The organism is Arthrobacter celericrescens (assembly GCF_003614925.1).
Lineage (GTDB): Bacteria > Actinomycetota > Actinomycetes > Actinomycetales > Micrococcaceae > Arthrobacter > Arthrobacter celericrescens.
Genome location: NZ_QYLP01000094.1, coordinates 34,907 through 61,475, shown reverse-complemented (window position 1 = coordinate 61,475; position 26,569 = coordinate 34,907). Strand labels below are relative to the sequence as shown.

The window sequence follows — 26,569 nt, the reverse complement described above, 5'->3', positions numbered from 1 at the left end:
GCCTAAACCCCGCCCAGCAGCACGTCCCGCCGGGCCGCCGTCTCTTCCTGCAATGCCCGCACGACGGCGGCAACCGCCGGGCGGCGCATCGAGTCCGGGCGGAGGACCATCCAGTAGGGGAGCAGTTCGGCGAAGTCCGCGGGAAGCAGCCGCACCAGGTCTTCGTGCCGTCCGGCCATGAAGCACGGCAGGAAGCCGATGCCGGCCCCGGCCCGGGTTGCCTCCACGTGCACGAACACATTCGTGGACGACACCCCGTCCCGCATGGAAGGGACCAGCCGCCGCGGGGCGTCCAGGTCGTCCACCTGCAGCATCGAATCCACGAAGTACACCAGCGGGTGCGTGATGAGCTCCTCCACCGAGCGGGGAGTTCCGTGCGCGGCCAGGTAGTCCCGCGAGGCGTACATCCCCAGCATGTACTGCCCCAGCCGCACGGACTCGGCCCGGTGCACCTGAGGCTCGCCCACCACCACCTCCAGGTCCAGGCCCGATCGCTGCTGCAGCGCGCGGCGCGTCACGGTGATGATCTCCACGCTGAGACCCGGATGCTGCGTGCGCAGCCGGGCTACGGCGGGCGCCGCGATGTACGCGCTGAAGCCGTCGGTCGCGGTCATGCGCACGACGCCGGCAATCGGGTCCGGCGCGCGGTCCTCCGCTTCCAGCGTCCCCACCGCAGCTTCGATCCGCTCCCCCACGGCGGCCGCCTCGGCGCCGAGCTCCGTGAGTTCCCAGCCGCCCGCGGCGCGGGCGAGGGTCCTGCCGCCGAGGGCCTTCTCCAGTGCGGCGATCCGGCGCGAAACGGTGGTGTGGTTCAGCCCCAGGTGCTGGGCCGCCGTCGTGAATTTGCCGGTGCGCGACACGGCCAGGAGGATCAGGAGGTCGTCCGGATTCGGGTTCATATCTGCAATTCTGCACATGGGCGGTGCTGATTTGGCCATTGAGTTGCCGGGAATGTGCAGCAAGACTCATCAGGTCATTCGTGTTGTGGATCACAGCACGCGTCAACGAGGACACAAAAAGGAGCAGGACATGGGCGTAGAACAGCGCTCCCTGGCAGAGGCGGGCCAAGCGACGAAAGGCAAGGGCCTGCGGAAGATCGTAGCCGCCTCCATGGTGGGCACCGTGGTGGAATGGTACGAATTCTTCCTCTACGCCACCGCCGCCACCCTGGTTTTCGGCAAGTACTTCTTCCCGAGCACAGGCAACGAACTGGACGGCGTCATCCAGGCCTTCCTGACCTACGCGGTCGGCTTCGTGGCCCGGCCGCTGGGCGGCATCGTCTTCGGCCAGATCGGCGACAAACTGGGCCGCAAACCCACGCTCCAGCTCACCATCGTGATCGTGGGCGTCTCCACCTTCCTCATGGGCTGCCTGCCCGGCTTCGCGGAACTCGGCTACCTGGCCCCGGCGCTGCTGGTGGCGCTGCGCTTCATCCAGGGCTTCGCGCTCGGCGGCGAATGGGGCGGAGCCGTGCTGCTCGTGGCCGAACACAGCCCCAACGAGTCGCGGGCCTTCTGGTCCAGCTGGCCCCAGGCCGCCGTGCCGGTGGGCAACCTGCTGGCCACGCTCGTGTTGTTCGTGATGTCCACGGTCCTCAGCAGCGCCGACTTCCTCGGCTGGGGCTGGCGCGTGGCGTTCTGGCTGTCCGCGGTGATCGTGTTCGTGGGCTACTACATCCGCACTCACGTCACGGAGGCGCCCATCTTCCTGGAAGCGAAGGCCCAGGTGGAGAAGGAACAGGCCGTCAGCTACGGCGTCGGCGAAGTCCTGAAGAAGTACCCCAAGGGCATCCTGCAGGCCATGGGCCTGCGCTTCGCGGAGAACATCATGTACTACCTCGTGGTGAGCTTCTCGATTGTCTATCTCAAGAGCGTGCACAAGTACGACACCTCATCCCTGCTGCTCGCCCTGCTGATCGCCCACGTGGTGCACTTCGTGGTCATCCCGCAGGTGGGCCGGCTGGCGGATGCGTGGGGCCGGAAGCCCGTGTACCTGGCGGGCGCGGTTGCCGGGGCGGCGTGGCCGTTCTTCGCGTTCCCCATGTTCGACACCCTCAACCCCGTGGTGATCGTCCTGGCCGTGACCATCGGCCTGTGCCTGCACGCCTTCATGTACGCGGGCCAGCCGGCCATCATGTCCGAGCTGTTCCCTACCCGCATGCGGTACTCGGGCGTCTCGCTGGGCTCGCAGGTCACCTCGATTTTCGCCGGCTCCCTCGCCCCGCTGCTGGCGACCCAATGGCTCAAGGACACCGGCTCCTGGCTGCCCACCGCGGTCTACCTGCTGCTCGCCTGCGCGGTGACCGCCGCCGTCGTCCTTACCCTGCGCGAGACGCGCGGCGCCGCGCTGGAGGACATCGACGACGCCGACGCCCGCCGTCACGGGCTGCCCGCCGCGAAGGGGGCGGAAGCGTGAGTTCGGGGCCGCTGGTCGGGACGCTTGCGGGCCGGAAGGCACTGGTCACCGGCGGGGCCGGCGGCATCGGGGCCGCGTGCGCCCGCGAGTTCGCGGCCCGCGGCGCCAAAGTGGTGGTGGCCGACGTCGACGCCGCCGGGGCGGAAGCGCTCGCCGACGAACTCGGCGGCACCGCCTGGGCTGTGGACCTGCTCGACACGGACGCCCTCGCCGGGCTCAGCCTCGACTGCGACATCCTGGTCAACAACGCCGGGATCCAGAAGGTGGCGCCCATCGAGGAGTTCGACCCCGCGGAGTTCCGGCGGATCCTTACCTTGATGGTGGAGGCGCCGTTCCTGCTGATCCGGGCCGCGTTGCCGCACATGTACGCCCAGGGCTTCGGCCGGATCATCAACCTTTCCTCGGTGCACGGGCTGCGGGCCTCGGCGTTCAAGAGCGCGTACGTCTCGGCCAAGCACGGGCTGGAGGGGCTCAGCAAGGTGACCGCGCTGGAGGGCGGGCCGCACGGGGTGACGTCCAACTGCATCAACCCCGGCTACGTCCGGACCCCTCTGGTGGAGAAGCAGCTCGCGGACCAGGCGCAGCTGCACGGCATCCCGGAATCCGAGGTGCTCGCCAAGGTGATGCTCACCGAGTCCGCCGTGAAGCGGCTGGTGGAGCCGGCGGAAGTTGCGTCGCTGGCCGCCTGGCTGGCCTCCGACGACGCCGGCATGGTCACCGGGGCCAGCTACGCGATGGACGGCGGCTGGTCCGCGCGGTAAGCCTTACAAAAGGGCGCTATGCGGACCTAAAGTGTGGCATGGCCAAGGTTGACTCGGTGTGGGGGCGCAGGGTGCTTGGGGCCTTGCCGTTCCTTGTCCAGTTCTTGGTCGTCTTTCTGGGCTGGCTTCTGTTCAATGGTCGTCTTGTGGATGCCGCCGTCAACGCGCTGCTACTGGCTGCCTTCTTCGCCGCGTATCCCTGGGCCGATGGCGTCATCGCGAGACGGCGCTTCAAGAGGATGCTTCGGCGCGGCCACACAGAATGCTGGATCCGCTCGAATGACATGGCGCGGAGCAGCATCTGGACTGACTGGGAGCGCGGCTTCGTCTCGTGCCGGCCGCCGCGCGTGGATTTTGTGCGGACCGCGTTTTACCGGCCGCCGGGCGATCCACCTTTCACCTTCCTGGTGTCCGGCAGGGCGGACCCAGGCCCCGGACAGCCCGGCCCAAAGCCGGTACCGTATCTGGGCAGGGACGTCCGTTCCGTGCGCCTGCACACCACCCGGGGCGACGTCGAGCTCGCGGCTTTCCCGGAGGCACTCGGCGTGCTGGAGACCGAACTTTTCCCCCGAAACGACGGATGACGGCAGTGTTGTGAGTAACACTGCCGTCATCCGTGAGCCCGGCGGGGGTTACTTCGCCGCGGTTTCCTTCACCACGGGGATCGCCGCGGTCTCATCGACCAGTTCGGCACGCTGGCGTCCGCCGCCGCGCACCCAGAGTCGGTAGGCCACGAGCAGCAGGACGAGCCAGGCCGCACCGACGTAGAGCGCCACGCGGGTGTCCTCGAAGACACCCAGGATGACGATCACCATGCCCATGAAGGCGATGGCGAGGATCGACGCGGCGGGCCACAGCGGCGAGGGGAACTCCGACGCCGGCAGTCCCTTCCGTGCGATCTCGCGCTTCATGGCCACGTGCGAGGCCAGGATCATCACCCACACCCACACCGTGGCGAAGGTGGCGATCGAGGCGATGATGACGAACACGTCCTCCGGGATCACGGCGTTCAGGATCACGCCCACCAGCAGGATTCCGCCCATGAGCACCACGGTCATCCACGGGACGCCGTGCCGGGAAACCTTGCCGAAGCTGGCCGGCGCGTGGCCCTGCTGCGAGAGGCCGTAGAGGATCCGGCCGGCGCCGAAGATGTCCGAGTTGATGGCGGACAGGGCGGCGGTGATCACCACGGCGTTGAGGATGTGCGGTGCTGCCGGGATGCCCAAGCCGTCGAAGATCTGCACGAACGGGCTGCCATTCGTGCCGATTTCGTTCCAGGGGAAGAGACTCATGAGCACGCCGAGGGTCAGGACGTAGAACAGCAGGACGCGCACGGGAACGGTGTTGACGGCCTGCGGAATGACCTTCTTGGGGTTGGCAGCCTCGCCGGCGGTGATGCCGATCATCTCGATGCCGCCGAAGGCGAACATCACGACGGCGAACGCGGCCAGGAGCCCGCCGAAACCGTTCGGGAACATTCCGCCGTGTTCAACCAGGTTCCCGAGGCCGGGAGCCACGCTGCTGCCGCCGGCCTGGAAGCCGAAGGCGATGATCGCGGCACCGCCGGCGATCATGGCGATGATGGCCACCACCTTGATGAGGGAGAACCAGAACTCAAGTTCGCCGAACACCTTGACGCTGAGCAGGTTCAACGCACCGAGGAACAGAATGATCGCCAGCACCCAGATCCAGCGGTCCACCTGCGGGAACCAGAAGCCCATGTAGATACTGAACGCGGTGACGTCCGCGATGGCCACGATCGCCATCTCGAAAACATAGGTCCAGCCGGTCACGAAGCCGGCCAACGGGCCAAGGTAGCGGCTGGCATACTGCCCGAACGAGCCGGACACGGGGTGGCGGACGGCCATTTCGCCCAGGGCCCGCATCACCATGAAGACGGCGGCGCCGCCGATCATGTAGGCGAAGAGCACGGCGGGGCCAGCCTTCTGGATGGCGGAGGCCGAACCGTAGAACAGGCCGGTGCCGATCGCGGAGCCGAGGGCCATGAAGCGGATGTGCCGGACGCTGAGGCCGCGGTTCAGCGCGGTCGCCACGCTGCCGGCCGTCGCACCGGGAGTGGCCGTTGGGGCGGCGCTTGGTGCTTGTTGCATGCGAATAACCTTCTCGTCTTTGGGAGGGGGATCGTTAACCAGCAGACCATTTCCGGGCGGCCTGTGATTGGTTTCACGGGCCATTGGTGTCTTTCATCTCAGACGGCAGGACAATTAAGGGGCAGGTCTCCCCGGGCAATCGGCATGAAAGGAACGGCGCCATGGGTGGTTTCATTGCCTATCTCGACACCTCGGAGGTCCTCCCTGGAAAGCTGGAGGAACTGAAGGCTGCCATGGCCGAACTGGCCGGGTTCGTGGAGGAAAACGAACCCCGGATCCTTGGCTACACCGTCCATTTCACCGAGGACGGAACGGAGATGAGCGTCCTGCACTTCCACGAGGATCTGGAGTCGCTCATGTTCCATCTGGATGTCGCCGGCCCGAAGTTCCCACCGATCGGCCAGTTCATCCGGCTGAAGAGCATCGAGATCTTCGGTCACCCCAGCGAAGAGCTGCTGGCCCGTTCCAGGAGGAAGGCCGAAATGCTGGGGAGCGGGACGGTCGTCGTGCGTGAACTGCACGCCGGTTTCGCGCGCCCCGGGAAGGGCTGAGCGGGGAGAGCTGGCCGGTGGGGGATGAGCGGGAGGGGGCATGCCGCCGTCGTTGTCTGGAATACCGGACACGCATCGCCGGAGCGGTCTTCGGAATCCCGGGCAGCGGGCGCAAGCTTAAGTACGGGATACCGGACACTTACCCTTCTGATGAGGAACCATGACCGCACAACCGCTGGCGCCGGGCAAAGCCACTTCCAAAGTCCCCGCAGCCGAGAACACCCTACGCATCCTCAAACTGCTGGCCTCCCGCCGGGGCCCGATGGCGGCGTCGAACATTGCCACGTCCCTGGGCCTGCCGCGATCGAGCGTCTACCACCTGCTGGGGGTGATGGAGGCCAACGGCTTCGTGATGCACCTGCATGAGGAACAGCGCTACGGCCTGGGCATCAGCGCCTTCGAGTTGAGCTCGGCTTATTCCCGGCAGGAACCGCTCTCCCGCCTGGGGCGCCCGATGCTCGCCTCCCTCGTGGACGCGATCGGCGAGAGCGCGCACCTTGCCGTGCTGCACGGCCGCGACGTGCTCTACATCGTGGAAGAACGGGCCAAGAACCGCCCGTCCCTGGTGACCGACGTCGGCGTCCGCCTGCCCAGCCACCTCACCGCCAGCGGCCGCGCCATCCTTGCCGCGCTGCCCAAGTCGCAGGTGCGCGCCCTCTACCCGAACGCAGCCGCCTTCACGGCCCGGCACGAGATGGAATCGCCCATCATGAAGTACTCGGCCCTGTCCTCGCACCTGGACCAGGTGCGCCAGCGCGGCTATGCCACCGAACATGGCGAGGTCACGCCCGGGTTTGGGTCAGTCGCCGCCGCGGTCACTGACCACTTGGGATGGCCGACGGCGGCCGTCGCCGTGACCTTCCTCGAAGACAAGGTGGCGGCGGACGAGTGGCCGGCGCTCGCCGGGCGCATCCAGAAGGCCGCGGACGAACTCTCGAACCGCATCTACGGCCGTCCGGCCCAGTAGACACGCTCGCCCAACTAGCTCGCAATAGATGTCGTTTTGGAGCCTCAAAACGACATTAAATGCGAGCTAGTTGGGCGGCCGGGGGCAAGCAGCCGAGGGCCTCCCGCGCCAGTCTGGAATCCCGGACACCACCCCCAGAAAAGCCATTCCGCGGCAGCCGTGGACAGGCTCTACTGGATACAGAAGATCTTTCCCCCACCACCCCTCCAGAGACGAAGGAGCCACCATGGCACCCGCCGATTTCACTACCGGAACCCGCCCGGTCAAGGCGCCCCGCGGTACGGAGCTGTCCGCGAAGAGCTGGCAGACCGAAGCGCCGCTGCGCATGTTGATGAACAACCTGGACCCGGAGGTCGCCGAGCACCCGGAGGACCTGGTGGTCTACGGCGGCACGGGCCGTGCCGCCCGGTCCTGGAAGGCGTTCGACGCGATCTCGGCGACCTTGAAGGACATGGAAGAGGACGAGACCCTGCTGGTCCAGTCCGGCAAGCCCGTGGGTGTCTTCCGCACGAACAAGTGGGCCCCGCGGGTGCTGATTGCCAACTCCAACCTCGTGGGCGACTGGGCGACGTGGCCCGAGTTCCGCCGCTTGGAGGCCGAGGGCCTGATGATGTACGGGCAGATGACCGCCGGTTCCTGGATCTACATCGGCACCCAGGGCATCCTGCAGGGCACCTACGAAACCTTCGCCGCCGTGGGGAACAAGCTGGCCGCCGAGGGCCGCCACCCGGCTGCGTCTTTGGAGGGTTCGGCCGTCGAAGGCTCCACCGAAGGGCCTTTGGCGGGGACCCTGACCCTGACCGGTGGTTGCGGCGGCATGGGCGGGGCCCAGCCTTTGGCCGTGACCCTGAACGACGGGGCGTGCCTGATCGTGGACGTGGACGAGACCCGTTTGCGCCGCCGTGTGGGCAAGCGTTACCTGGACGAGGTCGAGACCGACCTGGATGCCGCGATCGCCAAGGTGAACAAGGCCAAGGCCGAGCGCCGCGGCTGGTCCGTGGGTTATGTGGGCAACGCCGCCGAGGTGTTCCCGGAGCTGCTGCGCCGCCACCGGGACGGCGAGCTGACCATCGACGTCGTCACCGACCAGACCAGTGCCCATGACCCGCTGTCCTACCTGCCCGAGGGCATCACCGTTCAGGAGTGGCACGCCGAGGCGGAGGCCGATCCGGAAGGGTTCACGAAGAAGGCCCAGGCGTCCATGGCCCGCCACGTACAGGCCATGGTGGAGTTCCAGGACGCCGGGGCCGAGGTCTTCGACTACGGCAACTCGATCCGGGATGAGGCGCGCAAGGGCGGCTACGGCCGGGCCTTCGAATTCCCGGGTTTCGTTCCGGCGTACATCCGTCCGTTGTTCTGCGAGGGCCTGGGCCCGTTCCGCTGGGTGGCACTGTCCGGGGACCCGGAGGACATCCGCGTCACCGATGAGGCGATCAAGGAGCTGTTCCCGGAGAACAAGCACCTGCACAAGTGGATCGACGCCGCCCAGGAACGGGTCGAGTACGAGGGCCTGCCGGCCCGGATCTGCTGGCTCGGCTACGGTGAACGCCACCAGGCCGGCCTGCTGTTCAACAAGCTCGTTGCCGAGGGCAAGGTCAAGGCTCCGATCGTGATCGGCCGTGACCACCTGGACTCCGGTTCCGTGGCGTCCCCGTACCGGGAGACCGAGGCCATGAAGGACGGTTCGGACGCGATCGCGGACTGGCCGTTGCTGAACGCCCTGACCGCCGCGTCCTCGGGTGCGACCTGGGTGTCCATCCACCACGGCGGCGGCGTGGGCATCGGCCGTTCCATCCACACCGGCCAGGTCTCCGTGGCCGACGGCACCGAACTCGCGGCCCAGAAGCTCGAGCGCCTGCTGACGAACGACCCCGGCATGGGTGTCATCCGCCACGTCGACGCCGGCTACGACCGCGCCGTCGAGGTCGCCAACGAACGCGGCGTCCGCATCCCCATGATCCCCACCGGCTCCCAGCCTTCGCAAGCTCAGGCCGGGTCCCTCGCCGGCGTGGCCCCAGAGAAGTAGGAAACAAGAATGACCACCATTACCCACGAACCGCTGACCGTCACCCTCGGCTCAAGCGGCATCACCGCCGAGGACGTCCTCGCCGTCGCACGCCATGACGCGAAGGTCACCATCTCCCAGGAAGCCCTGGACACGGTGGCCAAGGTCCGCGCCCACATCGACGGCCTCGCCCACAGCGAGACCCCGGCCTACGGCGTGTCCACCGGTTTCGGCGCCCTCGCCAACCGCCACATCCCGAACGAGCTGCGCACCCAGCTGCAGAAGTCGCTGATCCGCAGCCACGCCGCCGGCATGGGCCCGGCCGTGGAACGCGAAGTCATCCGCGGCATCATGTTCCTGCGTGCCAAGACCCTGGCCTCGGGCCGCACCGGCGTCCGCCCGGTGGTCCTGGAGACCTTCGTCAAGCTGCTCAACGCCGGCATCACCCCGGTGGTCAAGGAATTCGGTTCGCTGGGCTGCTCCGGCGACCTCGCCCCGCTGTCCCACTGCGCCCTGGTGCTCATGGGTGAAGGCGAAGCCACCGGCCCCGACGGCGAGCTCTACGGCGTCCCCGGCCGCCCCGCCGTCGCCGAACTGCTCGCCCAGCACGGCATCGAGCCGGTGACCCTGGCCGAGAAGGAAGGCCTGGCGCTGGTCAACGGCACCGAGGGCATGCTCGGCATGCTGCTCATGGCCATCGCGGACCTCCGCAACCTGATGACGACGGCGGACATCACCGCCGCGCTCAGCGTCGAGGCGCTGCTCGGCACGGACCAGGTGTTCCTGCCCGAGCTGCACGCCGCCCTTCGCCCGCACCCGGGCCAGGCCGCCAGCGCCGACAACATGCTGAAGGTGCTGTCCAACTCGCCGATCGTGGCCTCGCACCGCGAAGGCGACTCCCGGGTCCAGGACGCCTACTCGCTGCGCTGTGCACCGCAGGTTGCCGGAGCCGTCCGCGACACCGTGACCCACGCCGAGCTCGTGGCCACCCGCGAACTGGCTGCCGCGATCGACAACCCGGTGGTCCTCCCGGACGGCCGCGTGTCCTCCAACGGCAACTTCCACGGCGCCCCCGTGGCCTACGTGTTGGATTTCCTGGCGATCGCCGTGGCGGACCTGTCCTCCATCGCCGAGCGCCGCACGGACCGCATGCTGGACCCGGCCCGCTCGCACGGACTGCCGGCCTTCCTGGCCGACGATCCGGGCGTGGACTCCGGCCTCATGATCGCCCAGTACACCCAGGCCGGGCTCGTCTCGGACAACAAGCGGCTGGCAGTTCCGGCGTCGGTGGACTCCATCCCGAGCTCCGCCATGCAAGAAGACCACGTCTCCATGGGCTGGCACGCCGCCCGGAAGCTGCGCAAGGCCGTGGAGAACCTCCGCCGCGTCCTGGCAGTGGAGCTGGTCACCAGCGCCCGCGCCATCGACATCCGCACCAAACTGTCCGACGGCGAACTGACCCCCGGCCCCGCCGGTGCCGCCGTGCTCGAGGTGCTCCGCGCCGTCGTCGCCGGTCCCGGCACCGACCGTTTCCTCTCCCCGGAGCTGGAAGCAGCGGACCGCCTGGTGGGCTCCGGTGCGGTTCGCGAAGCCGCCGAATCCGCTGTAGGAATCCTCGCCTGATCGCGAAGAAAATGCAGCGCAGGTAAACATTGGAAGGCGCCCCGGAAATGTTAGGCAACAGCCGCCTCCGGGGCGCCTTTCGTGTAGTAGAACTTATGGGGTACGGCATGTCCGCGCCGACGATGTCGCGGGCCTGTCGGACGAAAAAATACATAACCGAAGATACGAACATCCACAAAGGGGTAGAAGTTCAATGAAGTCACGCGGATCCGTCCTGTCCAGGCGAATCGCACATGCCGCCACCGTTGCCGACTGGGCAAGCCTGGCTGCAGGGGAGCGGATCGAGGTCGTCAAGCACGCGCACGTGATCGCGGCAGGGGAAGTCCAGGAAGTTTCCGTCAGCGGAAACGTCGTCTGGCTTGAGCCTGCCGGTCCCGGTGCCGACGCGGCCGCCAAGCAGCTTTTCATGAAGTCCGACGGCGTGGAGCTGCGCCGGGCATAGACTGGGCTTGAAAGACTGAGGCTCCCGAAACCGGGGCTTGTCCGCGCGGGAATCGCGGACAAGCCCCGGTTTTTTGTGCGCGGGAGTACCTGTCTTTACAGGTAACGGCAGTGCCTCCCAGCGCCGGTGGTCCAGGCGTACTGTCGGAAACATGGACCACCGAAGCGAAATCCGCGAATTCCTCAGCAGCCGCCGGGCCCGGATCACCCCCGAGAAGGCAGGGCTGCCCGCCTACGGCGGCAACCGCCGCGTGCAGGGGCTCCGCCGGGAAGAGGTGGCACTGCTGGCCGGGGTCAGCATCGACTACTACGTCCGCATGGAACGCGGGAACCTCGGGGGCGTCTCCGAGAGCGTGCTCAACGCCGTGGCCCGTGCCCTGCAGCTCGACGAAGCCGAACAAACGCACCTGTTCGACCTGGCGAAACGCGCCACCCCGGCACCGTCCCGGCAGCGGCACGCGGCGCCGAAACAAGTCAGCGCTTCCATGCAGCAGCTGCTCGACGCGATCACGGAGGCTCCCGCCTGGATCCGCAACGCCCGATACGACCACCTGGCCAGCAACAGCATGGCCCGGGCCCTGTACGCGCCCATGATGAACGGTCCGGAACAACCCGCCAACTCGGCCCGCTTCCTGTACCTCGATCCGGCTGCCAAGGAGTTCTTCGTGGACTGGGACCGTGCTGCGGACGACGTTGCGGCCATGCTGCGTTCCGAAGCCGGCAGGAACCCCTATGACAAGGCCCTCAGTGAGCTGATCGGCGAACTTTCCACCCGCAGCGAGGTGTTCCGGCAGCGCTGGGCCAAGCACAACGTCCGCTTCCACCGCACGGGCTTCAAGAGGTTCCACCACCCCGTGGTGGGCGACCTCGAAATGAACTTCGAGGCGATGGAGTTCCCGTCCGAGCCCGGCCTGACCCTCCTTGTCTACACCGCCGCCGCCGGAACCCCCACCGCGGATGCCCTGAAGCTGCTCGGCAGCTGGGCGAAGACGCAGGAACTGAACGCCGCGGGGAACGGCCTGGATTCCGCCTCCGAAACCGCGGCCACTGATTCCCCCTCGGGAAAGCGCCCGTGACGGCCCGGCCACTGCCGCGCCTCCTGGTTCCGTCTTCCGCCCTCCTCTGGGGGCTGCAGTTCGCCTTCCTCAACCCTGTGCTGGCGCTGCTGCTGACGGGCCTGTTCGGGGCGACGGCGGCCGACGTCGGCTGGGTCCTGGCCGCCTACAACGCCAGCGGCTTCGCCGCCTCCCTCCTGCTTCCGGCCTACGCCGACCGCAGGAGCAGCTACCTGCGCCCCATGCTCGCGTGCGGGGCGCTGACCCTGGCCCTGGCCGCGGCGCTCGCGGCCGCAACCACGCTGCCGGCCGCCGTCGTCGCCCTGATCGTCCTGGGCGCCCCTGCGGGAGTGGGGACGTCCCTGCTGTTCGCGCACCTCCGGCACTCGGGCGCGGAGGTGGCCGAGGTCGTGAACACCCGGGCCTACATCGCCATCGCATGGGTGGCGGGTCCGCCGCTGGCGACCCTGATCATCGGGGCCTTCGGGGAACGGGCAGTGCTCGCGGCGATCGCTGCGATCGCCGTCCTGAACATCGGCACCACGGCGGCCATGATCGCGCGCCGGGACGCCGGGCACGGTGCCGCGTCGAAGAAGCCCGACGCCGGCCCGCCGGTCCGCAAGGCCGCCGTCGCCGCCGTCGTGCTCGGCTTCGTCGCCCTGCAGGCGAGCAACACCGCAGCGGTGTCTTTCATGGCACTGTTTGTCAGCCAGGGCCTCGGCGGCGAGGTCTTCTGGGCCGGCCTTGCCCTGGGAACGTGCGCCGCCCTCGAGGTTCCGGCTCTCCTGATCATCGCGCGGCTCGGCCGCCGCTTCCCCAGCGGGGTCCTCATCACCGCCGGCTGCCTCGCGGGCATCGCCTACTACACGTCGATGACTTTCGCGGCCGATCCTGTGGTCCTCATCTGCCTCCAGCCGCTCAACGCCTGGTTCTTCGGCACCGTGGCGGGCGTGGGCCTGACCCTCTTCCAGCAGATCATTCCGCGCCCGGGCCTCGCCTCCGGGCTGTGGAGCAACACGGCGCGCCTCGGCGCGGTGGTCTCCGGCGTCGTCATCAGCGTCGGAACCACGACGGCGCTGGGTTACCACGGCGTCTTCGCCTGCTCGGCGGGGCTCACCGCCGTCGCCCTGCTCGTCCTCACCCTCAGGGCCCGCGCCATCCGGCCGGCGGCGCCGGAACCAGACCACCACCACCAACCCTCCACGGAAGGACGCCATGGAACTCCAGTCCAAGACCCCCAGCACCAAGGGACCCGCTGACATGTTCACCGGCGACGTCCATTTCGACGTCATCGCCAAGGGCGAAGCACCCTCGCGGCTCCGCGTGAACCTGGTCCGCTTCGCCCCGGGCGCCCGCACCGCCTGGCACCGGCACGCCAACGGACAGACCCTCCACGTCACGGACGGCGTCGGCCTGGTGCAGTCCCGCGGCGGCGACGTCATCGTGATGAAGCCCGGCGATACCGTCTACACGCCGCCGGGGGAGTGGCACTGGCACGGCGCCACGTCCGGGGATTTCATGTGCCACCTGGCCATGTGGGAAGGGCTCGCCGAGGACCAGGAGGGCCCCGAAACGGAGTGGGCCGGGCACGTGGGCGATGAGGAATACGGAGCAGCCAGGAACTTTTGACCGCGGCGCGTTAGCAAGACGGCAATAGGACGGCCCGCCGTCGACAGTAGATCAGTCGGTGTCGGTGCCCCGGAGCAGGGACAGCCCGTGCCCGTTGGCGAAGAGCGGCGACCGGGTGTCGGATGCCACATCGGGCCGCGAGGCGCGGATCTCGTCCATCGAGGATGGCAACTCGAAGGGCAGCCGCCCGCACGGGAGGATCCGCCCCGTGAGTGCGTCCAACAGGGCAGCGTCGGAAACGCCGAACGTGCCTACCAGCGCGCCGGCGAACCGGGCCAGCGGGGTGAGGATCGCGGGGCGGTCCAGGCGGACGTCAATGATCAATGGAACCTTCTTGGAAAGCGCGGCCAGTCGCGAAATGAGCCCGGGCGGGAAGTCCAGGGAACCGGCATGGAAGCCCTCCTCCAGGAACAAATCCTGCCGGTGCTCCCACGGCGCGTGGAGGCGGATGATGGCGACGTCGGCGTCCTCGGGCACGTCAACAGGAAATCCAGTGCCCGCCAAGGCTGCCGGGTCCAGGCCTTCGACGTAGATCCGGGGCTTGCCGGACAGCGGCAGCAGGCGGCTTCCGTCTGAGGTTCCGTCAGCCAGCACTGTCACTGAACGTGCCTGGGCGCGGTGCCCTTCGGCCCGGAAGGAATCGTTGCCAACGAGGACGGCTGCCGCGTCCTCCGAAACGTAGGGGTTGTCGAAGAGGCCCAGCTGGAACTTCACCAGCAGCAGCCGGCGCGCGGATTCGTCGATCCGGCCTTCGCTGACCATGCCATCACGGACCAGGCCAAGGAGCAGCTCCGTGCACTCTTCCCCGCCGAACTGGTCCACGCCGGCGTTCAGGATCTTCTGCATGCGTTCCGCTGCAGTCAGGTTCTCGACCCCCCAAGCGCGGGCGGGTAGTACTTTGTCCCCCACGACATTGTCGTTAACGAGTTCCCAGTCGCTGAGGACCACCCCGGCGTAGCCGAGCTTTTCCCGCAGGAGCCCGGTAATGATCTGCCGGTTGTAGCCGAAACCGACTTCTTCGACGGGTTCACCGTCGAGTTCGAGGCCGACGGGCATTCCGTAGTACGGCATGATGGCGCTGGTGTGGTTGGCGATGGCGGTCCGGAAGGGTTCAAGGTGCTCCTCGAAGCGCCCCCCGGGGTAGACCTGCTCACGGCCGTACGGGAAGTGCGGGTCTTCGCCGTCGCGTTGCGGGCCGCCGCCGGGAAAGTGCTTGGTGGTGCAGGCAACGGAGCCCGGGCCAAGGGACTCGCCTTGGAGTCCCTTGAGGTATTCGACGGCGAACTGCGAGGTTTGCTCTTTGTCCTGGCCGAAGGTGCCGGCCTGCCGGCCCCAGCGCGGTTCGGTGGCTAGGTCCACTGTCGGGTGCAACGCGGCACGGATCCCGACGGCGGTGTATTCCTGCCGCGCGATGTCGGCGAATCGCCGGATCAGCTCTGTGCTGCCGATGGCGGCGAGGCCGATGGGTTCGGGCCACTGGGAGAAATGGCCCGCGTTAAAGGAGACGCCGGTGTTTTCAATGAAGGCGTGCCTTGGATCCGTGGAGATGGTGACCGGGATGCCGTGTGGATTCGATTCGGCGAGTTTCTGGATCGCGTTGCTCCAGCGGGCCGCCTGCCGTGGAGTTCCCAGGGCGTGCACGTTGAAGTGGTTCATGAACTTCTGCCCGACAACAACCGACGTTCCGGACTTGCTGATATTTCCGGGATGCTCCAACAGGGTCCCGTCCGGTCCGGTCTCAATGACTGTGTGAAACAGCAGGCCCACCTTCTCTTCGAGACTGAGCCGGGGCAGGAGGTCAGCCGTCCGTTCTCCAGGGCTGAGGGAGGGATCCTCGAAGGGATCCATCACTCCGTTGCCGTTCAAGTCCCGGTAAAGGGTGCCGTTGGGCGCAAGGGAAGTTTGCAGGTGGTTCACGTGGTACCTCTCGGCTGTTCGGTGAAAGCGTTACTTGATGCCGGTGGCGGCGACGCTTTGGATGAAGAAGCGCTGCAGTGCAACGAAAAGGGCAACGATCGGGGTGATGACCAGGACCGATCCGGCCAGCAGCAGGCCGTAGTTGGTGGCATTCTGCCCGGTCGAGAAAAGGGACAACGCCACAGGCAGGGTGTACATGTCTTCACTCTGGGCCGCGACGAGCGGCCAGAGGAAGTTGTTCCACGAGCCCAGGAAAGTCAGGATCCCCAGCGTTGCCAAAGGCGGCCCGCAAAGGGGCATCACCACGCGGGCGAAGATCCGGAACTCGCTGGCTCCGTCGATCCGTGCCGCTTCAATGATTGAATCCGGGATGCCCAGCATGAACTGGCGCATCAGGAAGACGCCTACTGGCGAGGCCAGGAACGGAAGGAACAGCGCCGGGTAAGTGCTGACCAGCCCCAGTTTGCTGACCATGACAAAGAGGGGAACGAATGTGACCACCCCGGGCACCATCAGGGTCACCATCACCAGCAAGAAGAGGAACCGCTTCCCTGGAAAGTCCATCTTCGCCAGCGCGTAGCCGATCATCGAGCAGAAGAGCAGGTTGCCCAGGACCGTGACGACGGCAACGATGAGGCTGTTGGCGAAGAACTTCTCGATGTGCAGCTCAGTGAACCAGGAAATGTAGTTGGCAAGGGTGCCCTCCTGTGGCCACCACGTGACAGGCCGGCGAAGGAGTTCACCCTGGGTCTTAAAGGATCCCAGCAGCATCCAGGCGAACGGCAGGAGGGTGGCGGCCACGGCGAGCAGCAGCAGGATATATACGAGAGTCCGGCCGCGCTGACCGCGTCGGCGGGGACGGCGCGCAGGTTCACCGGATTCGGTCCGCGAGGGTCCGGGTGTGAGGGTTTCTGTGGGAGATGTCATGGCAGTGCTTAGTCCTTCGACCGGAGGGCACGGAATTGGATGAGGCTCAGCAGCGCAATGGCGACGAAGAGCACATAGCTGGCGGCAGATGCCAAGCCGTACTTGCCGAATCCGAACTGGTTGTAAGTGAAGTAGCTGATGGACAGGGTCGAATCGAGCGGCCCGCCCTTGGTCATCACGAACGGCTCTTCGAAGAACTGCAGGTAGCCGACGGAGAGCAGCACCGCGCCCAGCAGCAGGGTGGGCCGGAGGGTGGGCAGCGTGATCCTGGTGAACCGCTGCCAGGCATTGGCACCGTCCACTTCGGCGGCTTCGAGCATTTCCACCGATACGTTCTGCAGCCCCGCCAGGAAGATGATCATCAGCGTGCCCATGTTCCGCCACACGGCCATCAGGATCATGGCCGGCATGGCCCATGTGGTGCTGTTGAGCCAGTCAGGGCCGTGGATTCCCGCAGCGCCCAGGATGGTGTTCAGCAGGCCGTCCGGCTGCAGGATGAACCGCCACACCACAGCCACTGCAACAATGCTGGTGACCACGGGGGTGTAGAACCCCACGCGGAAGGCCGTCCGGAAGCGTTTGATTCCGCTGTTCAGTGCCACAGCGAGGGCCAACGCGACAGCCATGGTCAGTGGCATGCCGACGACGACGAAATAGGCGGTGTTGAGCATTGAATGGACGAACTGCGCGTTGGCGAATAACGCCGCGTACTGCTTGATGCCGACGAAACCGACCGCGGCCGGGTTCTGGACGTCACGGCTGGTGAAGTCGGTGAAGGACATCGCGAAGGAGGAAACCAGCGGAACCAGCATGAAGACGGCGAAGATCGCCACGAACGGGACCGCGAACATCCACGCGACGACTGCCTGCCTGCGGCGGCGCAAGGAGGGTCCGGCCGCACCCCGGGGTGACCGGGATGCGGAAGGCAACGGGGTGCGGCTGGACGTAGTGCTCATGTTCAGCGGCCTGTCCCGATTGAGTCGGCCGTGGACTGCAGTTCCTTCAGGGCCGAAGCCGGGTCTTTTCCGGCCTTCACGATTTGTTCCAGCTGGGTGTCGGCGGCGGCAGACACCTGGGTCCAGGTGGTCAGGGACGGAGGGGAGTTGACGTCCTTGAGCTGGTCGCCGAAGACGGCAAGCTTGGAGTCACCGGAGAGCGACGGGTCCTTCCACGCAGACTGGGATGCGGGCAGGTCCCCTGTCGCCTTGTACCACTTGACCTGGATGTCGGGCCGGGAAAGCCACTGGATGAACTTCCATGCTGCGTCCCGGTTCTGGGATTTCTTGAACACGACCAGGTTGGAGCCACCTGCGAAGGAGGTCGCAGACTTCTGCTTCGGGACCATGGCCACCTTGTACTTGTCGGCGAATCCCGCGCCGCCGGCCTTTTCAAGCTCGCCGATCCCGGACGGACCGCCGATCCACATGGGAACGGATCCGTCCACGAACGCGGACTCGGCCGCTCCGGCACCGGTGGCGGGGTTCTTGTTGGCAATGCCTTCGGTGAAGAAGCTGTTGTAGTAGTTGAGGGCTTCAGCTAGCTCCGATGTGTCCAGCGTCCATTTGGTGCTGTCCTGGTTCACCAACTGAGCCCCGGCCGACCAGACAAACGGGAGAATGCGCTGGAAAGAGTCCGTTCCGCCCGCGGGGAGGGCCACCCCATACTTGGCCCCGGCCTTGTTTTGGAGGTCCTTGGCCAAGGATTTGAAGCCATTCCAGTCGGTGGGGAAGGTCTTATGGCCGGCCTTTGCTGCAAGATCGCTGCGGTAGAAGACCACATTGGCATCCACGTACCACGGGACGCCATACGTGGTCCCGCCCACGTCGGTCGACTTCACGGAACCGGGAAAAATGTCGCCGGTATCGATTGTGCCTGGCGTAGCGTCAAAGGCATCGCTGAAGTCGCTCATCCAGGTGGTGCCCATTTGGGCGATATCGGGGGTGGTGCCACCGGCGATGGCCGTCTGATATTTGTTGTGGGCGGCATCCCAGGGGATGGCCGTGACGTTGACCTTCACGCCGGGATTGGCTGCCTCGAATTCCTTTGCCAAGGCAGGCAGTGCGGCGCCCTCGGCGCCCTGCGCCCACACCGTGACTGTACCGGTCGCGGGGCCCGAGGCAATTGGCGAAGCTGATTCAGCGGATCCGGAGGCGGATCCATTGTCGCGTCCGCAAGCAGTCAGGAGCAGGGCCGCTGCAAGGCCGATTGCCGCTGCTTTCGTAGCTTTGGGATGGAGCATTCTCGGTGCCGGCAGGGCTGCCCGTTTCTTAAACATCATTGTTCCTCTCAAAGGAAGGGGGAGGGGTGGGGAAGAGAGCATTGGTGCTGCTCGGCGTCGACGACCGGCCCGCGTTATCGAGTGTACGCGCATACATTTTGCTGTGGCAAGGGTCACGTCCCCTTTTATTTCAACGATGTATGCGCGTACAGTTTGTGATAGCCTCGGCGATTGGCCGGGCTTGTGACCTCGAGGTCGAACGCCCGGGGAAAGGGGATTCTGTGCCTACCAACAGCACGCCAACGGTTTACGACGTCGCGGCGGCCGCGGGCGTTTCCACGGCCTCCGTTTCCAGGTTCTTCCGCACCCCGGACAAGGTGCGGCCCTCTACGCAGGAGGCGATACGCAAGGCAGTTGAAACGCTCGGCTACACCCCTAGCGGGCTCGCACGGGGCCTGGCCGAGCGCCACAGCGGCGTCGTCGGCATGTACTCGTTCAGCGGCCATGAGCCCGACGAACTGGCCATGCCGGAGCGGCTCGACAAGGACGACGTCCCCCTGGTCCGCGAATCGTCGACGAGCCCAAGGCTCTACCCGCTCTTCGCCGACGAGGTGCTCCGGGGCGTCGAGCTCGAATGCACTGTGCGTGGCCTCCCGCTCGCCGTTGGCTGGCAGAAGCTGGACTCCGGCGGCGTTGCCCTGGATGAGATCGCCCGTCGCGTAGACGGCCTCGTGGTGCTCCCCCACGTGATGTCCGAGTCAACGCTCGTCCACCTGGCCCGGACCAAGCCCATCGTCCTGGTTGCCCAATTCCCGGAAGACCCCGCGGTAATGTCCTCCGTGACGGTCAACAACAACGCCGGGATGCGCCGGCTCGTCCAGCACTTGATCGAAGACCACGGGCGCAGGAGTTTCTGGTTCGCCGGGCCCGTCGATGACTACGACCGTTTCGCGCGGCACAAAGGGTTCCTCCACGCTCTCCAGGCAGCCGGTCTTGCCGCCCCGGACGGCGTTGTCCTGGGCGGCACGACGGGCAGGTCAGACGCGCGGGAAGCCCTCACAGCCATGCTCGCCGACGTGGCAGGACTGTCGCAGCTGCCCGAAGCGATTGTGTGCGCGAACGATCAGACTGCCTTAGGCGTCATCGAGGGCCTCACCGAGGCCGGGGTCAAGGTTCCTGAAGACGTTGCGGTCACCGGCTTCGACGGGATCGATGCAGGTCGGTTCATGCGGCCGGCTCTCACTACGGTCCGCCAACCCATGGACCTGCTGGGCCGGGTCGCCGTCGAACTCCTGAGCAAACGGATGGCAGAGGTCCCATCGGCTTGCGAGCAGCGGGTCCTTCCTGTCCAGGTGATGCTTCGGGAAAGCTGCGGCTGCACGCTGTAGGCGGCGCTCCCGGCTACGCAAGCGTCCCGGGCAACACAAAAGGGACGGTCCCTGAGCCTGAACGGTAGCTCAGGGGCCGTCCCTGTGTTTGCTTGCTGTGCCGGCTGCTTTTCTGCCGGTTGCTCCTGTGCCCCGCGCTGGGCTCAGGCTGCGATTGCTTCGCGGGTCTGGCCGAAGGGCACGGACTCGTCGAAGGCAACGGTGTAGCTACCCGGCTTGTGGCGGGTAACGAGGATGCCGCAGTCGGCGTGTGCCGCGGCGTCCTCGATCAGGGTGTTGACTGCCTGGTCCAGGCCGTCGTGGATGTCCTGGCCATTGGAAAAGGTCAGGTGGATTTCGCGTTCTGCAGTCATCGCAGGGGTCATTTGGGGGCCTCCTAATACTTGCCGCATGCGAAGGCGGCTTATAAATCATAAAGGGCGGAGGCCAAAATTTGTAAGATGACTGTCAGCCTGTGATCCCGGTCTCAGCGGCGGACCATGGCCCGCAGCAGTTTCACGGCCACGGAAAGGGCCGCGATGTCCACCGGTCCGGGCTTGATGGCTTCCTGGATGGTCTCCTGGATCCGGGACAGCTGCTCGATGTTCCCGCGCTCCCAATCGGTGATCCGCTCCACCGGATCGGCGGCCGACGTCGTGGACCGGGAGGTGTGCCGCACCACCGCCTTGGTCATGTCCGCCAGCACCAGGTACATGTCGTCCCGCAGTGCGGCCCGGGCCAAGGACTCCCAGTGCGTTGCTCGCGGCAGCATGGTGATGTGCTCCAGCAGGGGGATGGCCGAGATGCGCTCGAACACGGCGAAGTAGACCTCTGCCACGGCCTCGGCCGGTTCCTGCAGTTCCTCGGCGATGGCCGTGATGTCCAGCAGGCCGTAGCTGACCAGGATTTCCGAGGCCCGGATCCCCAGCTCGTGCGGCACGCCCACCGAATCCGTGTGTGCCAGCCGTTTCAGCGAATGGGCGAGGTTGATGCCGTGCAGGAAACCCGTGAAACTGGCCCGCAGCAGCGACATCGGCCCTTCGAGGCGGGCCAGCGCATCGGCCACCGGCTTGTCCCGGAAGTCGTGGGTCACGTACCAGCGGACGGAGCGGTCCAGGAGCCGGCGCATGTCGAGGGCGACGGCGGCGCCGTGCTCGCTCGCCAGGCCGGCCGGCAGCTGGGCGATGGCGTCCGTGATCGCGTCGAAGTCCCAGATCTGCCGCATGACCACGAACCCGCGGGCAACCGCCGTCGCGGACACCGTGGTCTCCTCCATGGCGCGGAAGGCGAACGCGGTGCCGCCCATGTTGATCATGTCGTTCGCCACCACGGTGGCCACGATCTGGCGCATCAACGGGTGGGTCGAGAGGTGTTCGCCGAACCGTTCGGTGACCTGCCGCGGGAAGTAGTCCTGGAGGGTCTGTGAAAACCAGGGATCGTCGGAGAGGCCGCCCTCGGTGAGTTCGCGGGCGAGTTCGATCTTGGCGTAGGCCGCCAGTACGGCGAGTTCCGGCGTCGTCAGTCCTTTGCCGGTTTGGACGACGCGTTCCCTGAGTTCCTCGTTGCTGGGCAGGCATTCGAGGCCGCGGTCCAGGTCCGTGGCGCCCTCCAGCCAGTCCATGGTCCGCTCGAAGCTGGGGCTCCATTCAAGGGCCAGCTGCTTGTCGTTGAGGAGGAGCGTGTTCTGGTCGTGGTTGGTTTTCAGCACGAGGCGGCCCACCTCGTCCTCCAGCGAATGAAGGAACCCGGTCCGTTCGGCCACGGACATCCTGCCGGCGGAAATCATCCGGTCCAGGAAGACCTTGATGTTGACCTCGTGGTCCGAGCAGTCGACGCCGGCGGAGTTGTCGATCGCGTCGGAGTTCACCAGGATCCCGGCCAGGGCCGCCTCCACCCGGCCCCGCTGCGTGATGCCGAGGTTGCCGCCTTCGGCGACGATATGGCAGCGGAGCTGTGCGGCGTCGATCCGGATGGCGTCGTTGGACTTGTCCCCGACGTCGGTGTGGGACTCCGCGGACGCCTTGATGTAGGTGCCGATGCCGCCGTTGTAGAGGAGGTCCACCGGGGCCATGAGGACGGCGCGGAGAAGATCGGGCGGGCTCATCGCCGCGGTGCCTTCCTCCAGGCCCAAGGCGAGCCGGACCTCCTCGGTGAGGGGGATCGACTTCTCCGCGCGGGAGAACACGCCCCCGCCGGGGCTGAGCTTCTTGGCCTTGTAGTCGGCCCACGAGGAACGGGGGAGCTTGAAGAGCCGTTGCCGTTCGGCGTAGGAGACGGCCGGGTCCGGGCTCGGATCCAGGAAGATGTGCCTGTGGTCGAACGCCGCCACGAGCTTGATGTGGCGGGAGAGGAGCATGCCGTTGCCGAAGACGTCGCCGCTCATGTCGCCGATGCCCACCACCGTGAAGTCCTCGCTTCCGGAGTCGATCATCAGTTCCTTGAAATGGTGCCGCACGGACTCCCACGCGCCGCGGGCGGTGATGCCCATCTGCTTGTGGTCGTAGCCCACCGAGCCGCCGGAAGCGAAGGCGTCGCCGAGCCAGAATCCGTACTCTGCGGCGAGAGCGTTGGCGATGTCGGAGAACGCGGCCGTCCCCTTGTCCGCGGCGACCACGAGGTAGTAGTCGTCGCCGTCGTGCCTCACCACCCGGGGCGGCGGCACCACACTGCCGTTGCCGCCGTCGGCGTCCGGCAGGAGGTTGTCCGTGAGGTCCAACAGGCCGCGGACGAACGTCCGGTAGCTTTCCTGGCCCTCGGCCAGCCAGGCCGCGCGGTCTTCGGCCGGGTCCGGCAGGCGCTTGGGGAAGAATCCGCCCTTGGCCCCGGTGGGGACGATCACGGCGTTCTTGACCGTCTGGGCCTTCACCAGCCCCAGCACTTCGGTGCGGAAGTCCTCGCGCCGGTCCGACCAGCGCAGGCCGCCGCGGGCTATCGCGCCGAACCGCAGGTGCACGCCTTCCACGCGCGGCGAGTAGACCCAGATTTCGAACTTCGGCCGGGGTTCCGGGGCGGCGGGGATGCCGGCGGGGCTGAGCTTGAAGCTCATGTACGGCTTGCCCAGGTAGAAGTTGGTGCGCAGCGTGGCGTCCACCAGGCTGGCCAGGGAGCGCAGCAGGCGGTCCGCGTCCAGGCCCGGGACGGCGTCGATGGCTTTGGCCAGTTTCGTGCGGGCTGCGTGCACGGCCTGGGTGCGGTGGCTGAACTCGCTGTCATGCCCCTCGAACACGTCCCCCTCGAACACGTCTCCGCCTGCCGGTCCGGGGTGGATGAGTTCGGGCTCGAACAGGTCCGGGGCGAAGGTGTCGGGATCGAACTTTGCCTCGAACAGGTCAAGCAGCGCGTGCGTTGCCTTGGAGTTCTCCCGGAGGGTATCCGCGATGAAGCCGTAGGAGTTGGTGCTGCCGAGCTGCCGGAGGTACTTCGCGTAGGCGCGCAGGATGGCGGTCCGGCGCCATCCGAGGCCTTCCCGGAGGACCAGCGCGTCGAAGGCGTCCGACTCCGAATCGCCGCGCATGGCCGCGGAGAACGAGCCCGCCAGGAGGTCGCCCGTGGCCAGGGGGTCCACCCCGCGCGGATACTTGAGCCCGAGGTCGTACAGGAAGAACTGCCGGCCGTCGGCGCGCAGCACGGCGAACGGCCGCTGGTCCAGCACCTTGAGGCCGAGGTTGTGGAAGAACGGCAGGATTTCGGTGAGGCTCTGCGGCCTGGTGGTGTAGAGCCGGATCCGCGCATCCTCGGACAGCACCGCCGTTCCCGCGCGCCGGTATACGGTCAGCAAAGGGTCCGGTGTTTCCCCGTCGTCGGGCGGGAAGCTCTCGAACTTCGCGATGTCCCCCACGGCGTCCTCGACCTCGTAGTCGGCCTTGTAGCTGGCCGGGAAGGCTGCGGCCCAGAGCTGCGAAAGCCGCGAGGCCTCGCCCGCGGGGAACCGCGCCTGCAGCGCCTCGTCCAGGCCTTGCGCCCAGGAGCGGGTGGCGGCGATGATCCGCTGCTCGAGGGCTGCGGAGTCGATGAGGGCCGGAGCGGCGCCGGAGGCTGTTGTACCGGCGCTCGCGCCGGGGCTGCCGGCGTCCGGCAGCAGGATCCGGAAGAAGACCCGGGCCATCGCCGATTCCCCCAGGCGGAGTTCGAACTCGATGGCCTCGGATCCGAAAGCCTCCCGCAGTTCACGCTCGATGTTCAGCCGCACCGCGGTGCTGTAGCGGTCGCGGGGCAGGAACACCAGCGCGGTCATGAACCGGCCATACGAATCCGGACGAAGGAACAGGCGGGTGCTGTGCAGGTCCTGGAGGCGCAGGATGTCCCGGGCGTGCGCCGCCAGCTGTGCGGCGTCGATGTGGAAAAGCTCGTCGCGCGGGTACGCCTCGATGACGGACAGCAGTTCCTTGCCGTGGTGCGATGCGGGCGGAAAGCCGACGCCCCGCAGCACCTCCGCCACGGTGTCCCTGATGACCGGGATGTCGAGGGCGGAGCGCGCCGCCGAGCCGGGGGAGAAGAGGCCCACGAAGGTACAGCCCGTCCCGTCGCCGTCAGCCGCGGCCAGGCTGATTTCGTCGAGGTAGGCGCGGCGCAGCACGGTGGAGCGGAGGGCGGACTTCGTAAGGGTGAGGACGCCGGCACGGCCCTGGCCGGCGTCGGATGTGGGACTGCCAATCGTGGTCACGGGCCCGCCGGCAGGTACCTTCCGGAGCAGCCCAAGGCCGCGCTTCCCGCTGTAGCCGAGGAAGATGAAGTTGCCGTCGTTCAGCCAATGCAGCAGCTCCTGCGCCTCCCGGCCGTCCGGCACGCCGTCCAGCCGGCGGATCTCGCCGGCCAGTTCTTCGTGGATGGCGGCCGAGTCTTCAGCGGCGGCGCGGACGTCCTCGATGACGGCGTGCAGCCTTTGCGTGAGCTGCTCTGCCCGCTGTTCGTCCGCGAGCCGGGGGATCTCGATCGCCACCCATGCTTCGGTGAGGTGGCCGCCGTCGTCGTCTTCTTCCGCGGCCTCCGGCCCGGCGGGCGGAACGGAAGGTTCGACGCCGGCCGGCAGCCCCTTGCGGTGAGGTCCCCGGCGGACCTCGGCCAGGCGGTGCGTGGCCGGGTCGCGGACGACGCTGAACACCGGGTGCACGAGCAGCCGGATGGCCGCGGCGTCGCGCGCGATTTCGGCGGTGGCGGAGGGGAGCAGGTACGGCAAGTCGTCCGTGACGATGGCGACGAGGCTCGCGTCGGTCTCGTTCAGGACCCCGATGACCGTCTGCCCGGGCTCGCGGTGTTCGGCCAGGGAGCGGTGGTAGCGGGCCCGCTCCAGCAGGGTTTCCGGGGTGTAGTTGCGGACGTCGTCGTCGGCGACATGCTCGTAGTAGTCGGTCAGGAATCCGTCCGCCGGCTCGATCCTGGATGCCATGTCGCTGCGCCTCCGACGCGCAAAGGAGCGGCCGTGCTTGCGGTCGGCGAAGTCCTTGCGCCTCATCTCATGATGGCTGGCGCCGGGGCGGCGGTAAAGGCTTCCGGAATGGGGGCGTTGCCGCTGCGACGCCTGAGACGTGGTGGCGGGATTCGAACCCGCGTGCGCTGCTTTGCAGGCAGCTCCCTGGCCTCTTGGGTACACCACGTGCATCGAGACTAGGCAGGCCCGTGGGGCCCGGCCAACATTGTTTTCGCCGCCTTTCGAAGCGCGACGCCGGGTTGCCCGGAATGTCCCGATGTTGCCTTGCTTTGCGCCGTGTGACGCGGTGGAGCTAGCGCTTGACGGCGTCCAGTTTCAGCATCTTGGCGATGACGTTGTCCAGTTCGGAGTCGTCGAAGATCTTCTTCCAGTCGTCCTTGATGATGGTGTCCTTGCCGTACTGGATGGCGATTTCGCAGGCCTCGGAGAACGGGTTGGAACCGCGCAGGGCGTTGGTGAGGGCGATCTGCACGTGGCCGAACAGCATGGCCTTGGCGGCTTCCTCGGGGACGCCCACGGTGTGGACGGTCTCGTGGAGGGCTTCGTTGAGCAGGGTGCCGATCATGCAGGCCACGGTCTCCACCAGGGTGGGTTCCAGGACGGCGAGCTGGTAGACGGTGACCCAGTGCACGTCGATGACGGGTGCGTAGATGGTGCGGATGACGGCTTCGGCTGCGTCGCGGGTTGCGGTGGGGGCGTCGTCATCGATGGCTGCTACTACGTTCTGCGGTGCGCCTTCGCCGCCGAAGGTGTCGGCCCATTCTTCCTTGGTGGTGCGCTCCAGGAACACGGACGGGTGGCACGGGTGGGCGACGGCCTGCACCACGTCGTCGCGCTTGGCCAGCAGGCCGGCGTAGGCGGCGGCAGGGTCAAGGGTCAGGAGGATCGCGCCGGACTTCATCTGCGGGACCACGCCTTCGGAGACGACGCCCAGGACGGTGTCCGGGACGGCGAGGATCACGACGTCGGCGCCCTTCACGGCGTCGTCGGTGGCGGTGATGTCGCGGCCTTCGGCCTGGACGCGCTCCTGGCCGGCGGGGGAGTTCTCGCTGTAGAAGACGGTGTGGTTGGACTTCTGGAGGTTCCGGGAAACGCGCATCCCCATCTTGCCTCCGGCTCCGATGACGGCGACGGTCAAAGTTTCTGCTGACATT

At 67.0% G+C, this 26,569-nt stretch carries 21 protein-coding genes and 1 tRNA gene; 12 read left to right on the top strand and 10 right to left on the bottom strand.

The window, feature by feature from the left end:
- Window positions 1-2: 2 nt before the first annotated feature.
- Entirely contained in the window at window positions 3-899 is an 897-nt protein-coding gene (locus D3654_RS17080; protein WP_205571842.1) for a LysR family transcriptional regulator, read from the bottom strand.
- Window positions 900-1,029: 130 nt separating this feature from the next.
- On the opposite strand from D3654_RS17080, the gene D3654_RS17075 reads away from it, so the two are divergent.
- Genes D3654_RS17075 through D3654_RS17065 form a run of 3 tightly spaced genes read left to right on the top strand, consistent with a single transcriptional unit; the run spans window position 1,030 to window position 3,760 of the window.
- A complete protein-coding gene (locus D3654_RS17075; RefSeq protein WP_120522649.1) occupies window positions 1,030-2,415 on the top strand; it encodes an MFS transporter in 1,386 nt (461 codons plus the stop codon).
- 11 nt (window positions 2,416-2,426) lie between these two features.
- Window positions 2,427-3,176 (top strand): 3-hydroxybutyrate dehydrogenase, encoded by a 750-nt coding sequence (locus D3654_RS17070; RefSeq protein ID WP_120522665.1) that lies wholly within the window; start codon window positions 2,427-2,429, stop codon window positions 3,174-3,176.
- A gap of 38 nt (window positions 3,177-3,214) precedes the next feature.
- Window positions 3,215-3,760 carry a hypothetical protein gene (locus tag D3654_RS17065; protein WP_120522648.1) on the top strand — a complete coding sequence of 182 codons (546 nt, stop codon included), beginning with the start codon at window positions 3,215-3,217 and terminating at the stop codon, window positions 3,758-3,760.
- A gap of 48 nt (window positions 3,761-3,808) precedes the next feature.
- On the opposite strand, the gene D3654_RS17060 is transcribed toward D3654_RS17065, so the two are convergent.
- The gene (locus D3654_RS17060; RefSeq protein WP_120522647.1) at window positions 3,809-5,287 is read right to left on the bottom strand and encodes an amino acid permease; all 1,479 of its coding nucleotides are present in this window, start codon (window positions 5,285-5,287) and stop codon (window positions 3,809-3,811) included.
- A gap of 161 nt (window positions 5,288-5,448) precedes the next feature.
- On the opposite strand from D3654_RS17060, the gene D3654_RS17055 reads away from it, so the two are divergent.
- The 8 genes from D3654_RS17055 (at window position 5,449) to D3654_RS17020 (ending at window position 13,558) form a co-directional block, all read left to right on the top strand.
- The gene (locus D3654_RS17055; RefSeq protein WP_120522646.1) at window positions 5,449-5,838 is read left to right on the top strand and encodes a hypothetical protein; all 390 of its coding nucleotides are present in this window, start codon (window positions 5,449-5,451) and stop codon (window positions 5,836-5,838) included.
- Window positions 5,839-5,998: 160 nt separating this feature from the next.
- The gene (locus tag D3654_RS17050; protein ID WP_120522645.1) at window positions 5,999-6,805 is read left to right on the top strand and encodes an IclR family transcriptional regulator; all 807 of its coding nucleotides are present in this window, start codon (window positions 5,999-6,001) and stop codon (window positions 6,803-6,805) included.
- Window positions 6,806-7,031: 226 nt separating this feature from the next.
- Window positions 7,032-8,831, top strand: coding sequence for a urocanate hydratase (locus D3654_RS17045; protein WP_245413304.1), 1,800 nt, complete (start codon window positions 7,032-7,034; stop codon window positions 8,829-8,831).
- A gap of 9 nt (window positions 8,832-8,840) precedes the next feature.
- Window positions 8,841-10,433, top strand: coding sequence for a histidine ammonia-lyase (gene hutH / locus D3654_RS17040; protein WP_120522644.1), 1,593 nt, complete (start codon window positions 8,841-8,843; stop codon window positions 10,431-10,433).
- A gap of 193 nt (window positions 10,434-10,626) precedes the next feature.
- The gene (locus D3654_RS17035) at window positions 10,627-10,875 is read left to right on the top strand and encodes a hypothetical protein (protein ID WP_115787121.1); all 249 of its coding nucleotides are present in this window, start codon (window positions 10,627-10,629) and stop codon (window positions 10,873-10,875) included.
- Between the two features lie 151 nt (window positions 10,876-11,026).
- Window positions 11,027-11,950 carry a helix-turn-helix transcriptional regulator gene (locus tag D3654_RS17030; protein WP_120522643.1) on the top strand — a complete coding sequence of 308 codons (924 nt, stop codon included), beginning with the start codon at window positions 11,027-11,029 and terminating at the stop codon, window positions 11,948-11,950.
- Window positions 11,947-13,188: an MFS transporter gene (locus D3654_RS17025; RefSeq protein ID WP_120522642.1), complete on the top strand. Its 1,242-nt coding sequence runs from the start codon at window positions 11,947-11,949 to the stop codon at window positions 13,186-13,188. Before D3654_RS17030 ends, D3654_RS17025 begins: the two co-directional genes overlap by 4 nt.
- The gene (locus D3654_RS17020) at window positions 13,145-13,558 is read left to right on the top strand and encodes a (R)-mandelonitrile lyase (RefSeq protein ID WP_120522641.1); all 414 of its coding nucleotides are present in this window, start codon (window positions 13,145-13,147) and stop codon (window positions 13,556-13,558) included. Before D3654_RS17025 ends, D3654_RS17020 begins: the two co-directional genes overlap by 44 nt.
- Before the next feature lie 51 nt (window positions 13,559-13,609).
- Here the strand turns inward: D3654_RS17020 and D3654_RS17015 are convergent, their stop codons facing one another.
- From D3654_RS17015 to D3654_RS17000, 4 genes are read right to left on the bottom strand one after another with little or no spacing between them, the layout of a single operon-like run.
- Window positions 13,610-15,475 (bottom strand): glycoside hydrolase family 3 protein, encoded by a 1,866-nt coding sequence (locus tag D3654_RS17015; RefSeq protein WP_245413303.1) that lies wholly within the window; start codon window positions 15,473-15,475, stop codon window positions 13,610-13,612.
- Window positions 15,476-15,505: 30 nt separating this feature from the next.
- A complete protein-coding gene (locus D3654_RS17010) occupies window positions 15,506-16,402 on the bottom strand; it encodes a carbohydrate ABC transporter permease (protein ID WP_120522640.1) in 897 nt (298 codons plus the stop codon).
- Between the two features lie 8 nt (window positions 16,403-16,410).
- The gene (locus tag D3654_RS17005) at window positions 16,411-17,358 is read right to left on the bottom strand and encodes a carbohydrate ABC transporter permease (RefSeq protein WP_120522639.1); all 948 of its coding nucleotides are present in this window, start codon (window positions 17,356-17,358) and stop codon (window positions 16,411-16,413) included.
- A 2-nt stretch (window positions 17,359-17,360) separates the two neighbouring features.
- Complete coding sequence (locus tag D3654_RS17000; protein ID WP_120522638.1) at window positions 17,361-18,641, bottom strand: sugar ABC transporter substrate-binding protein; 1,281 nt, start codon at window positions 18,639-18,641, stop codon at window positions 17,361-17,363.
- A 260-nt stretch (window positions 18,642-18,901) separates the two neighbouring features.
- Here D3654_RS17000 and D3654_RS16995 point away from each other — a divergent pair, with 260 nt between their 5' ends.
- The gene (locus D3654_RS16995; protein ID WP_162943777.1) at window positions 18,902-20,008 is read left to right on the top strand and encodes a LacI family DNA-binding transcriptional regulator; all 1,107 of its coding nucleotides are present in this window, start codon (window positions 18,902-18,904) and stop codon (window positions 20,006-20,008) included.
- Window positions 20,009-20,151: 143 nt separating this feature from the next.
- On the opposite strand, the gene D3654_RS16990 is transcribed toward D3654_RS16995, so the two are convergent.
- The 4 genes from D3654_RS16990 to D3654_RS16975 all read right to left on the bottom strand — a co-directional run bounded on the left by D3654_RS16990 (window position 20,152) and on the right by D3654_RS16975 (window position 26,568).
- Window positions 20,152-20,373: a hypothetical protein gene (locus tag D3654_RS16990; protein WP_120522636.1), complete on the bottom strand. Its 222-nt coding sequence runs from the start codon at window positions 20,371-20,373 to the stop codon at window positions 20,152-20,154.
- Between the two features lie 101 nt (window positions 20,374-20,474).
- Window positions 20,475-25,373 carry an NAD-glutamate dehydrogenase gene (locus D3654_RS16985; protein ID WP_120522663.1) on the bottom strand — a complete coding sequence of 1,633 codons (4,899 nt, stop codon included), beginning with the start codon at window positions 25,371-25,373 and terminating at the stop codon, window positions 20,475-20,477.
- A gap of 137 nt (window positions 25,374-25,510) precedes the next feature.
- Window positions 25,511-25,581 (bottom strand) — tRNA-Cys (locus D3654_RS16980).
- Window positions 25,582-25,707: 126 nt separating this feature from the next.
- Entirely contained in the window at window positions 25,708-26,568 is an 861-nt protein-coding gene (locus D3654_RS16975) for a phosphogluconate dehydrogenase C-terminal domain-containing protein (protein WP_120522635.1), read from the bottom strand.
- Window position 26,569: the final 1 nt, after the last annotated feature.

Coding starts and splice junctions, on each gene's coding strand:
- D3654_RS17080 (WP_205571842.1), bottom strand. CDS start 899: ATGAACCCGAATCCGGACGACCTCCTGATCCTCCTGGCCGTGTCGCGC.
- D3654_RS17075 (WP_120522649.1), top strand. CDS start 1,030: ATGGGCGTAGAACAGCGCTCCCTGGCAGAGGCGGGCCAAGCGACGAAA.
- D3654_RS17065 (WP_120522648.1), top strand. CDS start 3,215: ATGGCCAAGGTTGACTCGGTGTGGGGGCGCAGGGTGCTTGGGGCCTTG.
- D3654_RS17060 (WP_120522647.1), bottom strand. CDS start 5,287: ATGCAACAAGCACCAAGCGCCGCCCCAACGGCCACTCCCGGTGCGACG.
- D3654_RS17055 (WP_120522646.1), top strand. CDS start 5,449: ATGGGTGGTTTCATTGCCTATCTCGACACCTCGGAGGTCCTCCCTGGA.
- D3654_RS17050 (WP_120522645.1), top strand. CDS start 5,999: ATGACCGCACAACCGCTGGCGCCGGGCAAAGCCACTTCCAAAGTCCCC.
- D3654_RS17045 (WP_245413304.1), top strand. CDS start 7,032: ATGGCACCCGCCGATTTCACTACCGGAACCCGCCCGGTCAAGGCGCCC.
- hutH (WP_120522644.1), top strand. CDS start 8,841: ATGACCACCATTACCCACGAACCGCTGACCGTCACCCTCGGCTCAAGC.
- D3654_RS17035 (WP_115787121.1), top strand. CDS start 10,627: ATGAAGTCACGCGGATCCGTCCTGTCCAGGCGAATCGCACATGCCGCC.
- D3654_RS17030 (WP_120522643.1), top strand. CDS start 11,027: ATGGACCACCGAAGCGAAATCCGCGAATTCCTCAGCAGCCGCCGGGCC.
- D3654_RS17020 (WP_120522641.1), top strand. CDS start 13,145: ATGGAACTCCAGTCCAAGACCCCCAGCACCAAGGGACCCGCTGACATG.
- D3654_RS17010 (WP_120522640.1), bottom strand. CDS start 16,402: ATGACATCTCCCACAGAAACCCTCACACCCGGACCCTCGCGGACCGAA.
- D3654_RS17005 (WP_120522639.1), bottom strand. CDS start 17,358: ATGAGCACTACGTCCAGCCGCACCCCGTTGCCTTCCGCATCCCGGTCA.
- D3654_RS17000 (WP_120522638.1), bottom strand. CDS start 18,641: ATGCTCCATCCCAAAGCTACGAAAGCAGCGGCAATCGGCCTTGCAGCG.
- D3654_RS16990 (WP_120522636.1), bottom strand. CDS start 20,373: ATGACCCCTGCGATGACTGCAGAACGCGAAATCCACCTGACCTTTTCC.
- D3654_RS16985 (WP_120522663.1), bottom strand. CDS start 25,373: ATGGCATCCAGGATCGAGCCGGCGGACGGATTCCTGACCGACTACTAC.
- D3654_RS16975 (WP_120522635.1), bottom strand. CDS start 26,568: ATGTCAGCAGAAACTTTGACCGTCGCCGTCATCGGAGCCGGAGGCAAG.